Origin of the sequence: Pseudomonas sp. OV546, from assembly GCF_900116845.1 — a bacterium.
GTDB classification, from domain to species: Bacteria; Pseudomonadota; Gammaproteobacteria; order Pseudomonadales; family Pseudomonadaceae; genus Aquipseudomonas; species Aquipseudomonas petroselini.
Genome location: NZ_FPCE01000012.1, coordinates 207,298 through 221,061 on the forward strand (window position 1 = coordinate 207,298; position 13,764 = coordinate 221,061).

Annotated in this window: 16 protein-coding genes and 1 pseudogene; 6 read left to right on the plus strand and 11 right to left on the minus strand. The window is 62.2% G+C overall.

Features of this window, described 5'->3' with window-relative positions; genetic code table 11:
- Positions 1–120: 120 nt before the first annotated feature.
- Positions 121–972, minus strand: a complete 852-nt coding sequence (locus BM403_RS24485; RefSeq protein ID WP_046033815.1) for a CAP domain-containing protein — start codon at positions 970–972, stop codon at positions 121–123.
- An 81-nt stretch (positions 973–1,053) separates the two neighbouring features.
- On the minus strand, positions 1,054–2,268 hold the full coding sequence (locus tag BM403_RS24490; protein WP_093545426.1) for an MFS transporter: 1,215 nt from the start codon (positions 2,266–2,268) through the stop codon (positions 1,054–1,056).
- A gap of 112 nt (positions 2,269–2,380) precedes the next feature.
- Here BM403_RS24490 and BM403_RS24495 point away from each other — a divergent pair, with 112 nt between their 5' ends.
- A complete protein-coding gene (locus BM403_RS24495) occupies positions 2,381–3,286 on the plus strand; it encodes a LysR family transcriptional regulator (protein ID WP_093545429.1) in 906 nt (301 codons plus the stop codon).
- 21 nt (positions 3,287–3,307) lie between these two features.
- The gene (locus tag BM403_RS24500) at positions 3,308–3,997 is read left to right on the plus strand and encodes a GNAT family N-acetyltransferase (protein WP_093545432.1); all 690 of its coding nucleotides are present in this window, start codon (positions 3,308–3,310) and stop codon (positions 3,995–3,997) included.
- Here the strand turns inward: BM403_RS24500 and BM403_RS24505 are convergent.
- Positions 3,969–4,571: a TetR/AcrR family transcriptional regulator gene (locus tag BM403_RS24505; RefSeq protein ID WP_012723956.1), complete on the minus strand. Its 603-nt coding sequence runs from the start codon at positions 4,569–4,571 to the stop codon at positions 3,969–3,971. The genes BM403_RS24500 and BM403_RS24505 overlap by 29 nt on opposite strands.
- Before the next feature lie 69 nt (positions 4,572–4,640).
- Here BM403_RS24505 and BM403_RS24510 point away from each other — a divergent pair, with 69 nt between their 5' ends.
- Both BM403_RS24510 and BM403_RS24515 read left to right on the plus strand, forming a co-directional pair.
- Complete coding sequence (locus BM403_RS24510) at positions 4,641–5,240, plus strand: NAD(P)H-dependent oxidoreductase (RefSeq protein ID WP_093545435.1); 600 nt, start codon at positions 4,641–4,643, stop codon at positions 5,238–5,240.
- Between the two features lie 111 nt (positions 5,241–5,351).
- Positions 5,352–5,615 (plus strand): hypothetical protein, encoded by a 264-nt coding sequence (locus tag BM403_RS24515; protein ID WP_093545438.1) that lies wholly within the window; start codon positions 5,352–5,354, stop codon positions 5,613–5,615.
- A gap of 64 nt (positions 5,616–5,679) precedes the next feature.
- Here the strand turns inward: BM403_RS24515 and BM403_RS24520 are convergent, their stop codons facing one another.
- The 3 genes from BM403_RS24520 to BM403_RS24530 all read right to left on the minus strand — a co-directional run bounded on the left by BM403_RS24520 (position 5,680) and on the right by BM403_RS24530 (position 8,117).
- The gene (locus tag BM403_RS24520) at positions 5,680–6,066 is read right to left on the minus strand and encodes a hypothetical protein (protein ID WP_093545441.1); all 387 of its coding nucleotides are present in this window, start codon (positions 6,064–6,066) and stop codon (positions 5,680–5,682) included.
- A gap of 32 nt (positions 6,067–6,098) precedes the next feature.
- Positions 6,099–7,355, minus strand: coding sequence for a 3-phosphoshikimate 1-carboxyvinyltransferase (locus tag BM403_RS24525; protein ID WP_093545444.1), 1,257 nt, complete (start codon positions 7,353–7,355; stop codon positions 6,099–6,101).
- Positions 7,356–7,553: 198 nt separating this feature from the next.
- Positions 7,554–8,117, minus strand: coding sequence for a UPF0149 family protein (locus BM403_RS24530; protein ID WP_046033822.1), 564 nt, complete (start codon positions 8,115–8,117; stop codon positions 7,554–7,556).
- A 301-nt stretch (positions 8,118–8,418) separates the two neighbouring features.
- On the opposite strand from BM403_RS24530, the gene BM403_RS24535 reads away from it, so the two are divergent.
- A complete protein-coding gene (locus tag BM403_RS24535; protein WP_046033823.1) occupies positions 8,419–9,231 on the plus strand; it encodes a crotonase/enoyl-CoA hydratase family protein in 813 nt (270 codons plus the stop codon).
- 5 nt (positions 9,232–9,236) lie between these two features.
- Complete coding sequence (gene nudC / locus BM403_RS24540; RefSeq protein WP_046033824.1) at positions 9,237–10,070, plus strand: NAD(+) diphosphatase; 834 nt, start codon at positions 9,237–9,239, stop codon at positions 10,068–10,070.
- On the opposite strand, the gene BM403_RS24545 is transcribed toward nudC, so the two are convergent.
- From BM403_RS24545 to BM403_RS24565, 5 genes and pseudogenes are all read right to left on the minus strand, one after another.
- Positions 10,038–10,817 (minus strand): TSUP family transporter, encoded by a 780-nt coding sequence (locus tag BM403_RS24545; protein WP_093545447.1) that lies wholly within the window; start codon positions 10,815–10,817, stop codon positions 10,038–10,040. The two genes, nudC and BM403_RS24545, sit on opposite strands and share 33 nt — an antisense overlap.
- Before the next feature lie 183 nt (positions 10,818–11,000).
- Entirely contained in the window at positions 11,001–11,717 is a 717-nt protein-coding gene (gene pcsA / locus BM403_RS24550) for a phosphatidylcholine synthase (RefSeq protein WP_012723966.1), read from the minus strand.
- 148 nt (positions 11,718–11,865) lie between these two features.
- Complete coding sequence (locus tag BM403_RS24555) at positions 11,866–12,780, minus strand: class I SAM-dependent methyltransferase (RefSeq protein ID WP_043205274.1); 915 nt, start codon at positions 12,778–12,780, stop codon at positions 11,866–11,868.
- Positions 12,781–12,948: 168 nt separating this feature from the next.
- Complete coding sequence (locus tag BM403_RS24560) at positions 12,949–13,437, minus strand: DUF1289 domain-containing protein (protein ID WP_093545449.1); 489 nt, start codon at positions 13,435–13,437, stop codon at positions 12,949–12,951.
- A 150-nt stretch (positions 13,438–13,587) separates the two neighbouring features.
- Positions 13,588–13,764: pseudogene (locus BM403_RS24565) on the minus strand (ribonucleotide-diphosphate reductase subunit beta); the annotation flags it as partial.

Here is a 13,764-nt window from a genome sequence, read left to right on the forward strand (position 1 = left end):
ACGCCTGAGAGGGTCAGGTCAGCAATCAACAGACCGGCATGGCCGCTGCCAAGTTCAGCGGCATTATCCATGAGATGGCGAATTGATGCCTCCTCCGTTCGGATAGATCTGTGAGCGTGTTTATTGCGCGCCGAAAACCCCTGTCCAATAGATCCCGGCATCACTTTTCGGGTCCATGGCATACGCCGCACCCAGTTCGCGAAATTGCGGGTTCATCAGGTTGGCACAATGGCCCGGACTGGCCAGCCAGCCGTCCACCACCTTGCGCGGCGTATCCAGGCCGGCGGCGATGTTTTCGCCAATATTCTTCGCGCTATACCCGGCCAGTTCGGCACGGTCACCGGGGGTGCGTCCGTCGTGGTCGAGGTGGTCGAAGAAATTGCCGTTGGCCATGTTACGCGTGTGGCTGTTGGCGGCGTCGGCCAGGGCGTCATTCCAGGACAAGGGTGTGGTTGCGGTAAACGCCTGGGTGCCGCATTGGCGCGGTTGCGCACGCGCGGTGTTGATCAGGTTGAGCAATTGTTTGCCTTCGGTCTGCCAATCGCCCAGGCCGCTGGTCAGCAGTGGGCGGGCAAGCACGATGCGCCAGTCCTGGCCACTGTTGCTTACGCCGATATCGACAAATTGCGGGTCCAGCACCACCCGACAGAAGCTTTCGCGCACGGCCTTCATGGCTGACTGGGCATCCTTGGGCCCGGACAGGCTGATGGCCTGCACGTTGACCATCGGGTACGCGGCCCGGGCCAGCGCTTGCTGCAAATCGCCGACGTTGGTGGCCGGCAGCACCAGCCGCGTATCGCTGGCCAGCGGTGGCAGTTCCTGGGAACCCTGGTCGCCGCAGCGTTGTACCTGGCTGCGGTATTGGTTGATCTGTTGTACTAACTGACTCTCTTCATTCGCCATCGCGCTGGCGCAGAACACCGTACTGGCGGCCAGCGTCGTGAGACCCATCATCAATGACAGAACGCGCATGGACGTTACCCTTGAGCTTGAAAGTGCCCATGATGCGCGATGTAACCCGGTCTGGTGCAACGCCTTTTTTGTTTTTTTGCCTCAATGGGTGTTCTTGGCGGTATTAAAGGCGCCGGCGCGGCGCAATGCCATCACACTGGCCAGCAGGATCAAGCCCAGTGCCACGCTGAAGGTCACATGCAGGCCATGGGCCACGGATTGCGGGAGCGCACGGGTGACATCCGGACTGGCCCACGCGAACACCGCCCCCAACGCTGAAGCACCGAGGATCAGGCCTAGATTGCGTGACAGGTTCAGCAGGCCCGACACCGTGCCGCGATGCGCCGCCTCTATATCGCTCATCACCGCCGTGTTGTTGGCCGCCTGAAACAGGCTGTAGCCCGTCGTCAGAATGACCAGTGCGGCCAGATAGGCGATCAGTCCAGACGCCAGCGACAGCAGCAGCGCCCCACACCCCAGCACGCCCAGCCCGGCGAGTGTCATGCGCCGGCTGCCGAGGCGGTCGGTCAGGCGGCCGGCCGGGATGCCGGTGAGGGCCGCCACACAGGGCCCGACGGCCATGGCCAGGCCCATCCACTCCGGGGCCAGCCCCAGGCCCCTGGACAAATAAAAGGGCCCGACCACAAAGGTGGCCATGATCACAGCGGCCACCAAGGCACTCATGGCCAGGCTGCTGCGCAATGACGCGTCCTTCAGTAAAGACCAGACACCAGAGGCCGCACCGGCGGGTGCCTGCGCACGATCAACCGGCAAACAGCGATAAGCGAGGGCGGCGGCCAGCAGCCCCAACGGCACCCCGACCAGGAAGATCGCGCGCCAACCCCACAGGCTCAGCAATACCCCGCCCAGGCTGGGACCCATGGCAGTGCCGACGGCCGACATCGTGCCCAGCCATCCCATGACCCGGCCGGTACGTTCCCGGGTGACGGTATCGCCCACCATTGCCAGGGCCATGGCCATCATCACTGCTGCGCCGAGGCCTTGCAGGACGCGCGCGGCAACCAGACCCTCCAGCGAGGGGGCCAGCCCGCACAGCCCGCACGCCACGGTGAAGAGCAGCAAGCCGGCGAGCAATACGCGTCGACGGCCCCAGCGGTCACCCAGGCGCCCGGCGCTGACGATCACTGCCGTGATTGCCAGCAGATAGGCCAGCACCACCCACTGCACCGCGTGAAACGACGCATCAAACGCCTGCGCCAGGCTGGGCAGGCTGACATTGGCGATGCTGGTGCCGAGGGAGGCCAGCAACATGGACAGGGACAGGCTGACGAGGCTGCCGCGAGAAGAGGGGGGCATGGGTAATCCTTGAGCGAAGGCAATTGTCACAAATCTACGGCGTGACCTACCATGGCGGAAGACGCATGGGTTGCAGTTAATACCTGCATCTGACGCCTGATGAGGAGCACCGATGGCCGATTTAAATTTGCTGATCACCCTGGATGTATTGCTCGCCGAAGGCAGTGTGGCCGGCGCGGCCAGACGCTTGCGCCTGAGCCCCTCGGCGATGAGCCGCGCTTTGGCGCGTTTACGCGAAACCACCGGCGACCCGTTGCTGGTGCGCGCCGGTCGCGGCCTGGTGCCTACGCCGAGGGCGGTGGAACTGCGCGAACAGGTCAGCCGCCTGGTGCAGGGCGCCAGCGCCGTGTTGCGGCCCGTGCACACGCTGGACATGGCTCAGGTCGAGCGCACCTTTACCCTGCGTACCAGCGAAGAGTTCGTCGAAAATGTCGGTGCGGCGTTGTTGGCACGTACGGCGCGGGAAGCACCCGGTGTGCGCCTGCGCTTCATCCATAAAACCGACAAGGACAGTGCGCTGCTGCGTGACGGCAGCGTCGACCTGGAAACCGGCGTGGTTGACCTTGCGGCCAGCCCCGAAGTGCTGACCCAGGCGCTGTTCCGTGACCGTTTGGTTGGGGTGGTACGCAGCGGCCATGCGCTCAGCCAGGGCGACGTCAGCGCCCGGCGGTATGCCGAGGGCCAGCACGTCTACGTATCACGCCGTGGCCAGGACCGTGGCCAGATCGACGACGCGCTTGAGGCCCAGGGCCTGACGCGCCAGATCAGTACCATCGTCGCCGGGTTCGCCACCGCCATTGCCCTGGCCCGCGACACCGACCTGATCGCCAGCGTGCCTGAACGCTACACCTTCCATCAACGGGAAGGCCTGCATCGCTTTGAGCTGCCGGTGGCGCTGCCGACCTTCACCGTCGCGATGCTGTGGCACCCCAGGCTCGATGCCGACCTGGCCCATCGCTGGTTGCGCGGGTGTTTGCGCGAGGTGTGTGCCGAGCAGGTACAATCCGCGCTGCCTTGATGCTTAACCCCAGGAATCTGCATGTTCAGCCTTACCCGCTACACCACACCGTGCCCGGAGCCTATCAATGCTCAGATCCTGCAGATGGTGGTGGACAACCTCACCGACATCAGCAGCGTGGCGCTGCCGCCGAGTAACCTGCTGTACAACATCTACCAGTACGCGATTGGCTTTGAGGTGCATCTGTACCTGGAAGCGCTGGACGGTTCAAAGGGCATTGCCGTCGAGTTGGTCGTGGCCACCGATCCGCAAGACCCGCAGAAGGTGATGGGCTTTGTGCTGTACCTGCCGGTGAAGGAGGCTCCCGAGGCCTGCGGAATCGCTTTCATGGCGGTGCAAGTCGGCTATCGGCGCCAGGGCGTGGCTCGCGGGATGATGCGCGACGTGCTGAGCCGTCATCCCCATGCGGAACTGGCCTGCTCCATAGAGAAGGTGCCAGCGTTTGAAAGCATGGGCTTTCGGGTACGTGGCGCACGTGAGACTCAAGTGCTGATGAATACGCGGGACTACGGCACCGACGGCCTGATGGGCGTGCTGGATGTGGCGGCGATCTATCGCTCGCTGGAGGTGCGGCAGATTCATACCTACCTGCTGCAAAAGCACGGCAAGCGCGCGATGGTGGATGCCGAGAAGCAGCGTGACCGCCACCTGGATCAACTGGCACGTAAGGTCCAGGCATTTATTACTCGCGGTGAACACGGCCGCGATTGACCATTGCCAGGATAGTCGCCAGCAATTCCTGCTGCGCTTCTTCTCGGCTGATCTCGCCACTGAACGCCGCCTGGGACAGCGCTTCCGCAGCGCCCAGCATCGCCCTTAAGCCAGCCTTGGACACGTGGCCGAAGGGCGACAGCGCGTCGCGACACTTATCGAGGAAGATCGCCTCGTAGTGGCGCTTGAGGGTTTCCAGCTCCGGCGAGCTGCTCAAGGCCGCAATCACCCCCGGGATTTCCCGGCCCTGCAACAACACGCACTCCACATAGGACGCGGCGATCACCCCGGCGCGATCCTCAAGGGTGGCGCTGCTGGCCTCTATGGCGTCGACAAACACTTGGTTCTGACGCGCATCGAAATCCTCATACAACGCTACCAGCAACCCCGCACGGGTGACGAAATGGTCGTAGACCACCGGCTTGGTCACGCCCGCCAGTTCCGCCAGGCGTCCGAGCGTCAGTGCTTCGGTGCCTTCATCGCGCACCAGTTGCCAGGCCACATCGAGTAATTGACGCAGGCGTTCTTCACGGGACAGGCGCCGACGTGGGGCAGGGGATTCGCTGCTTGACATGCTTATATACCAAAAGTAACTTACTAATCGTAACTTAAGCCCAGCGTAACCCCAAAGGGAGTCCTTGTCATGCACGCACTTATCGTTGTTGCACATCACGACCCGCAATCCCTCACCCACAGCGTGGCTACGCAGGTGGCCGCCGGGCTCACTGCCGCTGGCCACACTGTTGAAATCGCCGACCTTGCCGCCGAAGGTTTTGACCCGCGCTACACCGCCGCCGACCATGCGGTTCACCGAACCCGCGCCACGTCACCCGCCGACGTGCGGGCCGAACAGGCCCGCATCGACCGTGCCGACGCCCTCGTGCTGGCGTTCCCGATTTACTGGTGGTCATTGCCGGGCCTGCTCAAAGGCTGGATCGACCGCGTATTCATCAACGGCTGGGCCATCGAATACGGCCCCGATACGCCGGTGGTGAAAAAGCTGCGGCACCTGAACGTGCATCTGCTGGCCTTGGGCGCAGCGGATGACGATGCGTTTGATCGACACGGCTATGCCCAGGCGATGCGCACGCAGATCGACTACGGGATCTTCGATTACTGTGGCGCGCAGGTGCTGACCTCGGCGCTGTTGCTCGACTCGGAAAGCGGCGGGGCGCAGGCGCATTTGGAGAAGGCGTGGGCCGTGGGGCAGGGTTTGTTCGACGTCGAGACAGTCGCCGGTTGATTCAACCTTCGCGAATCCAGCAGACGGGCAGTGAAGAGGGTGTGGCGGGCATGGAACTTGGAACGATTGGACGATCACTCATGGTGTTCACACACACTTGAGATAAAGTTAATGACGTCAATTTCTTCTGCACCTGGAACCGCGTTCATTGCCCCCACCATCGATACGTCTTACGGAAAGCCCACGCAAGATCAAGTGAGGCAAGATCAACAAAACGATGCGAAAAAAAACCATCCCTTTCCGAACGTCTCGCCTGAACAACTGCAGACCTTGAACAGCGAGCAACTGCAGAGGCTCAACAAATATCCCGATATGAGCTATCAGGACGTGAAGGGTGGGCATGGAACGGAATTTGCCAATGGTTTCGTCTGGTAACGGGTTTAGCTACGACAGACGCTGTGCCTGCGGCAACTGGGTGCTGACGCGTTTAAAGGGCTGACTACTGTCCAAGCAGGTCATGTGCATCAAGCAACCGATAAGCAACCTCCGGCCGTTTTTCCATACCTTTACGGATTGCGGCCGGAATCGACAACCGAGTCTTGCGACACAAGCCTGGCAGTTTGTCGATCACAATCTGAATCCCACGCATGCTTTTGACTTCAGTGTGGCCGGGTGCGACATGTACGCGGATACCCAGTTGCAGGTACATCAAGCGCTGCATGTGTTCCAGGTCTTCCAGGCTTTGAAGGTTTTCCAGGCGCTCCAGCAGCTTCTTCTCTTCCTGGCGGGTCAGTCGCAGGATGCGTTGGTCTGCCGAGGGGGTGCCAAGCAGTTGTTCGCGCTCGCAGTCACATAACGCAGGTGGGCAGGGTTGGCGAATTGTCATGATCACTCCCTCCCCACACCGTTGCCGACAGATTAGTAGGTCAGTTGAACGCCCAGGCTACCCAGGGCATTCCAGTATTCAGGATAGGTCTTGCCCACGCAGTCGGGGTCTTGGATCTTGACCCCTGACACTTTCAAGCCCGCCAGCGCAAAGCACATGGCGATGCGGTGGTCGGCGTGGGTGTCGATCAGCGCGGTGCAGGAAGTGCCGGCCAGGGCCGGGTCGCTGGCCACCAGCAGGTCATCGCCCTCGATGGTCGCCAGGCCCGGACGGATTTCGTTCAGGCCATCATGCAGCGCCTGGACGCGGTCACATTCCTTGACGCGCAGGTTGGCCAGCTCAGTGAAGCGCACCGGGGTGTTGTTGAACGCAGCCAGCACCGCCAGGGTCGGGATAGCGTCCTGCATCTGCGAGCCAACCACCGTGGCTTGCATGTTCGGGAACTGCGCGATCACGGCCTGGGCCTTGGCGTCCGGCTGGGTGAAATCCTGCGCGGCCACGCCGATGTCGATACGGCCACCGGTCAGCACTTCTGCGGCCCACAGGTAAGTGGCGGCGGAGGCGTCAGGTTCGATCAGGTAATCATCGGCGGTGTAGCCGCCAGGGGCGACGCGCCAAGTGGTGTCGTTGACGGCTTCAACCTGGGCTCCGAAGGCACGCATGCAGTCCAGGGTCAGGTCCACGTAGCCACGGGCGCCGATGTCCTTGCCGGTCAGCGCCACTTCAATCGGCGCTTCGCCGCAGGCTGCGAGCATCAGCAGGGCCGATACGTATTGGCTGGACAGGCCGCCGTCGATCTCGAAGCGCTTGGCCTTGATCTTGCCCACGCCGTGCACGGTGACCGGTGGGCAACCGGTGGGGCTGTCGACCTGGATACCGTTCTGGCCGAGGGTCTCCAGCAGCGGGCCGATTGGGCGTTTTTGCATGTAGTCATCGCCGTCGAGCACCACGGTGCCTTCAACGGTGGCCACGGCGGCGGTGAGGAAGCGCATGGCGGTGCCGGCGTTGCCGAGGAACAGTGGCTGCGGCGGCAGTTGCAGTTTGCCTCGTCCGGTGACGACGAAGGTGGTGTCGTCGGGTTCGTCGATGGTGACGCCCATTTGGCGCAGGGCCACTGACATGTGCCGGGTGTCGTCGCTCTTGAGGGCGCCGCTGAGGCGGCTGGTGCCCTTGGCCAGGGCGGCCAGCAGCAGGGCGCGGTTGGTGATGGATTTGGAGCCGGGAGGGGCAACCTTGCCGTTGAGGGGGGCGTTGGGCGGTGTAACGGTCACGGTTTTCTGCGAACTCAAGGTACAAGGCTCCTGATTCAAGGCAAGGTGGGATGGAGTGGCCGACGGGCGGATTTGAATGATCGGGTATAGGTGTGGTGCTTGTCGAGCTTGCGATGGCGGTGGTGCGGTGTGCCTATCCGTTATTTGGGGGGGGCCGCCCCCAAATTCCCGTCGAATCCCGGCCAGCGTGTTTGACGGGGCGCTTGAGATCAAGATCTACAGCACGTATCGCGTTGCCAACCAATAATCATGCAACGCCCGCGCTGCCGGTTCGATTTCACTGACGCGTTGCTGGTGTGCTTGTACGTCGAGGTCGGCGGGCAGTTCGAAGTTGTCTTGTTCGGCGCACCAGGAGATTTTTTCCAGCAGGGCGGCCTGTTCTGCCGGCAGTTCCGGCCAGTTGCCGATGGCGGCGCCGCGGATGTAGCCAAAGCACCATTCTTCGGCGAGGGTGACGTTCTGGCCCTGGTGTTCGGTTTCGTCGAAGCGGGCCTTGAAGCCTTGCGCGTCGGTGGCCAGTTGGCTGGCCAGGGTGTTGATGTGGCGCACGCACAGTTCGAGGAAGCTTTGCGCTTCGTCCATGTTGTCCCACTCGGGGTTTTGCCCGCCCCAGATCGCCGGGAACCACTCTGCCACATCCACTTGGACCGGGCTGGAGACCAGCGCGGTGAAGTAGCCGTCGAGTTCGGCCAGGTTCAGGACCGAATGGTCGTCGCCGTACTTGAGCAGGGCGTCTTCGATGAATTCGAAGTCGGCGGCGGTGAGGGGTTGGGCGTGCATGGGCATATCCTTTAAACGTCGAGCGCCGCAGGTGAGGCGGCTTAAAGCGCGAAGGATGGCGTGTGTGCAGGGTTTTATCCAGCGCTTTGCAGTGTTTTACCCGCGCGGCTGGCAGAGCTTGCTCACGCAGACCGAACCGACCACGGCGAGGATGATCGCCAGCAGTGCGCCATTGGCCAAGTCGATAACGGTGCGCCCACAACATTTCATTACGTTTGCCCGTCCTGTTTTTGGCTGATGCGTCGTGGTGCACCCTTGTTATAGTTCGGGCCTCATCACTCGCCAGTCAGGGATCACTGCCATGTCCGAATACCAAGCTTTCGTCGTCGAACTCGCCGGCAACGTTGCCCATGTGCAGATCAACCGTCCGGAAAAGATCAACGCGATGAATGCGGCGTTCTGGACCGAAATCATCGACATCTTCCAATGGGTCGAAGACACCGACGCCGTACGCGCCGTGGTGCTCAGCGGTGCCGGCAAGCATTTCTCCTCCGGCATCGACCTGATGATGCTGGCTTCGGTGGCCAACGAGTTCGGCAAGGACGTGGGCCGCAACGCGCGCCTTTTGCGCCGCAAAATCCTTGAACTGCAAGCCTCGTTCAATGCCGTCGATAACTGCCGCAAGCCGGTGCTGGCGGCGATCCAGGGCTATTGCATCGGCGGTGCCATTGACCTGATCAGCGCCTGCGACATGCGCTACGCGGCTGACGGCGCGCAGTTCTCGATCAAGGAAATCGACATCGGCATGGCGGCCGACGTCGGCACCCTGCAGCGCCTGCCGCGCATCATCGGTGACGGCATGCTGCGCGAGTTGGCCTATACCGGCCGCCAGTTCGGCGCCGAGGAGGCGCGCAGCATCGGCCTGGTCAATCGCGTTTATCCCGATCAGGACAGCCTGTTGGCCGGCGTGATGGAAATCGCCCATGAAATCGCCGCCAAATCGCCGATTGCGGTCACCGGCACCAAGGCCATGATCAGCTACATGCGTGACCATACGGTCAATGACGGCTTGGAATACGTTGCCACCTGGAACTCGGCTATGTTGCAATCCAACGACCTGCGCGTGGCCATCGCGGCCCATATGAGTAAGCAGAAACCCGAATTCGTGGATTGACTGACATGACCCCAGGCTGGATTACCACAACGCTGCTGGACAACGACACCCCCGGCGGCTGGGCCGTTGCCCGCAGCCGCGACGGCTTTTTGCATGACACCAATGGCCCCTTGTTCCCCCGGGAATGGCTCAAGCGCCAGGACCTGTCGGTGTTCGCCGAACACGGCATCGGCCACCTCGACGGTGAGCCGGTGTACCTGCTGGAACTCAATAGCGCCGGTGAAGTGCCGGGCTGCAGTTGGCAAGGCCTGCGCGGCTTCATGCTGCAAGGCGACCACACCTTGTACAAAGTGCTGGGTTACGCCGCGCAGATCGGTACGTGGGCGCGCGAGCATCGGTTTTGCGGCAGTTGCGGCCAGCCCATGGTCCAGGTGCCGCGCGAGCGTGCGATGTATTGCCAGGCCTGTGACCTGCGCAGCTACCCGCGGATTTCGCCGAGCATGATCGTGCTGGTGACCCGTGGCGACGAGATCCTGCTGGCGCGTTCGCCACGCTTTGTCACGGGGGTGTACAGCACGTTGGCGGGGTTTGCCGAGCCGGGTGAGTCGGCCGAAGACTGCCTGATCCGCGAGGTCCGCGAGGAAGTGCAGGTGGAGGTCAAGAATATCCAGTACATGGGCAGCCAGTGCTGGCCGTTCCCGCATTCGATGATGCTCGGCTTCCATGCCGAGTACGCCGGTGGCGACATCGTGCCCCAGGCTGACGAGATCGAGGACGCGCAGTGGTTCAACATCCACAACCTGCCGCCGCTGCCGGCGTCACGCTCGATTGCGCGTTACCTGATCGACCTCTACCTGGCCCGTCGCCTAGGCCACGCTGAACCAGTGCTGCCAGGCTAGGCGCACCGTCAGGCCGAGGACCACGGTGATGAACACCGGGCGAATGAATTTGGCGCCGCCGCTGATCGCGCTGCGTGCGCCAAAGAACGCGCCACACATCACCGACACGCCCATGGCCAGGCCGACGATCCAGTCCACCGAGCCGTTGAAGATAAACACCGACAGTGCCGCCGCGTTGCTGACGAAGTTCATGCTGCGCGCCACGCCGCTGGCCTTCACCAGGTCGATGGGGTGCAACAGCATCGTGCTGACGGTCCAGAACGCGCCGGTGCCCGGACCTGCCACGCCATCGTAGAAGCCCAGGCCGAAGCCCTGGGTGGATTGCCACTTCTTCTTGATCGGCGCGTGGGCATCCAGCGGCGCCTTGGGCGTGCCGCCGAACAACAGGTAAAGGCCGCAGCCGAACACGATCACCGGCAGCATCTTGTTCAGGGTTTCAGCCGGCAGGTAGTGGGCCACTACCGCGCCAGCGAGGGCGCCAATCAGCGTGCCGACAATGGCGTGCACCCACTGGCGCGGGTGGAACAGCTTGCGGCGGTAAAAGGTGAAGCTGGCGGTGGCCGAGCCGAAGGTGGAGCTGAGCTTGTTGGTGCCCAGTACCAAGTGCGGCGGCATGCCGGCGGTGAGCAGGGCGGGCGTGGTGAGCAAGCCCCCGCCGCCGGCGATGGCATCGATGAAACCGGCGATAAAGGCGACCGCCGCCAGGATGGCAAGGGTGGTGAGGTCTACGCTGAGTTCGAAGGGCATGGTCAGGGCTTATTGTTGGCAGGGCGCTAAGCGAAAGGCCGCCATCTTACTCGCGGGGAGTCTGCAAATCCAAATGTGGGAGGGGGCTTGCCCCCGATGGCAGTGCTCCAGCTGACTCATCTTTAGCTGGCCCACCGCTATCGGGGGCAAGCCCCCTCCCACATTTACAGAATGTTCACCGGGTCATTTGTGTGTTCCCAGCCACTCCAGTGCCGTGCGCCAGATACAAATCCCGAGGAAATACGCCGACATCAGCGACCACAACCCAAACGTCCACGGGTTGGTGTTGGGATAGTCCACCACCATCAAGAAGCTGCACAGCAACCAGATCGTGGTCACGGCGATATTGATCGGCATGAACCGCTTGACGCGGAACGGGTGCAGGAACTTCATCGGCGTCACCGTCAGCAGCGCCAGGCCGATCACGGTGAGCAAGGTCACCCAGGCTTCCGGCTGGATGATATAGACGCACAGCGCAACCACGTTCCACGCGGCGGGGAAGCCGACGAAGTAGTTGTCTTTACTCTTCATGTTCACGTTGCAAAAGCAGAACAGCGACGACACCAGGATCACCGACACCGTCAGCAGGTGGGTAAATTCCGGCAGGTCGATATAGCGGTAGATAAACAGTGCCGGAATAAACACGTAGGTGAGGTAATCGATCACCAGGTCGAGCACCGAGCCGTCGAAACTGGGCAGTACCGTGCTGACATTCACCCGTCGCGCCAGTGAGCCGTCGACACCGTCCACCACCAATGCCAGGCCCAGCCAGAGCAGGCAGGCCTTGGGTGAGTTTTCCAGCAGCGCCAGGGTGGCCAGGAAGGCCAATACCACACCGGTGGCGGTGAAGCCGTGGGCGCCCCAGGCTTTGAGTCTGGCTACATGCAGGGTCGATATCACGGGCGGATCTCCAAAAGGTGAAACAGGGCAGCCGACGACGTGACGCCGTCGAGTCTGGCCGGGGGATGCAGGTATCGACCGGGAAGGGGGTAAGAAGGTTCACCACCCGGCGTATCACTTAGCGTAGCAAGCGTAGGCAGTTTCGGCATCAGCCTTGGCGGAACACCAGTGCCTTTAAGCCACTTTGCGCGTCAATATCAGGAAATTCCGGCGGGTTTTGCAGCCGTTCGACAAAGCGCAGCCCAGGGGCCTCGCGTGTCACGCCGTCGATCAGGAAGTCTTCGCCAAAGGCCGGGTCGTTCATGCAGGCCAGTACCGTGCCCTGTGGCGTGAGCAGATCCGGCAGGCGACGCAGGACGCGCTGGTAGTCCTTGGTCAGCAGGAAGCTGCCTTTCTGGAACGACGGTGGGTCGATGATCACCAGGTCGTAGGGGCCGCCATGCGTGACCTTGGCCCAGGACTTGAACAGGTCGTGGCCCAGGAAGCTGACCTTGCTCAGGTCATGACCATTGAGGCGATGGTTGTCGCGGCCACGGCTCAGGGCGCCACGGGCCATGTCCAGGTTCACTACGTGGTCGGCGCCCCCTTCGATGGCCGCCACCGAAAACCCGCACGTGTAGGCGAACAGGTTGAGCACCCGCTGGCCTTTAGCCTGTTCGCGCACCCAATTGCGCCCGTAGCGCATGTCGAGGAACAGCCCGCTGTTCTGTTTTTTACCCAGGTCGATCAGGTAGCGCAGCCCGCCTTCGGTGATGGTCAGCTCGTCGACGGGGCCGCCCACCAGCCATTCGGTGGTGCTTTGCGGCAGGTAGCGGTGTTGCAGGGCGACGGTGTAAGTGCCGAATCGGGTTTGCAGCAGTTGCTTCAAGGCTTGCAACTGCGCCGCTTCCGGCGCCTTGAACAACGCCACCAGCAGCACGCCTTGCAACCAGTCTACGGTCAATTGCTCCAGGCCCGGCCAGCAGCGGCCACGGCCGTGGAACAGGCGCCGGGTTTCCGCCGGTGGGGTGGCCAAGGCTGTGAGCAAGTGGGCGTGCAGGGTGGCGAGTGCGTCTGGGTTCATCGTTAAACGTCGTTCGTTGAGCGGGCGGCATTTTAAACACAATTGCCGGTGCGAGGGGGCTGGATGAATGGCGCGATGCCCTGGCTTCGCTGGTGGCCAACGCCGGCCCCGCGCGGGCGCGGCAGGTCCTTGACCTGCTGAGCGATGCAAATCCAAATGGGGTGTTGTCTAGAGCGTGGCGATCAGGGCCGGCCCAAACGCTTCCTTGAGAAAGCCCGGCGCGATATACCGCTCGTAATGCGCTTCGGACAGCAGGAAAAATTCCCGGTCAATCGCATCGCGCAAATCCGCCAGGCTGCGCTCACGAAATTCCGGCAGCAACGCCAGCCCATATGCATCCAGCTTGGAAATCACCCGCGCACCCCGGGCAATCAGCTGGTACGCCCAGCAATACGGCGATTGGTGCGGTACAAAACGGATCTTGCGATTTTCCAGTTGCTGGCGCAGCAGGTGCGCATCAAACACCTCGAGTTTGCTGGCCATCACCTGCACCAGCAATTGCTCCAGGCGCAGCCACACCGCTTGTTTTTCCTCGGCGTTGTAGCCATTCCACTGGATCACTTCATGGTGATAACGCTTGCAGCCCCGGCAGACCAGGTCCCCGTAAACGGTGGAGCACAGGCCGACGCAAGGTGTTTTGATGGTTTGATTGGGCATAAGAGGCAATTTGCAAAGATCTATAGCGCACCGCAACCCCTGTGGAAGGGGGCTTGCCCCCGATCGCGGTGCATCAGTCACTGAAGCTTGAACTGAACGAACATCATCGGGGGCAAGCCCCCTCCCACATGTTGGGGTCTCGTCCGTGGATCAGTCCCAGCTCAACGCGCCGCCGGTCTGGTATTCGATCACGCGGGTCTCGAAGAAGTTTTTCTCTTTCTTCAAGTCCATGATCTCGCTCATCCACGGGAACGGGTTGGTGGTGCCTGGATACTCTTCCTTCAAGCCAATCTGCGACAAGCGACGGTTAGCGATGAACTTCAAGTA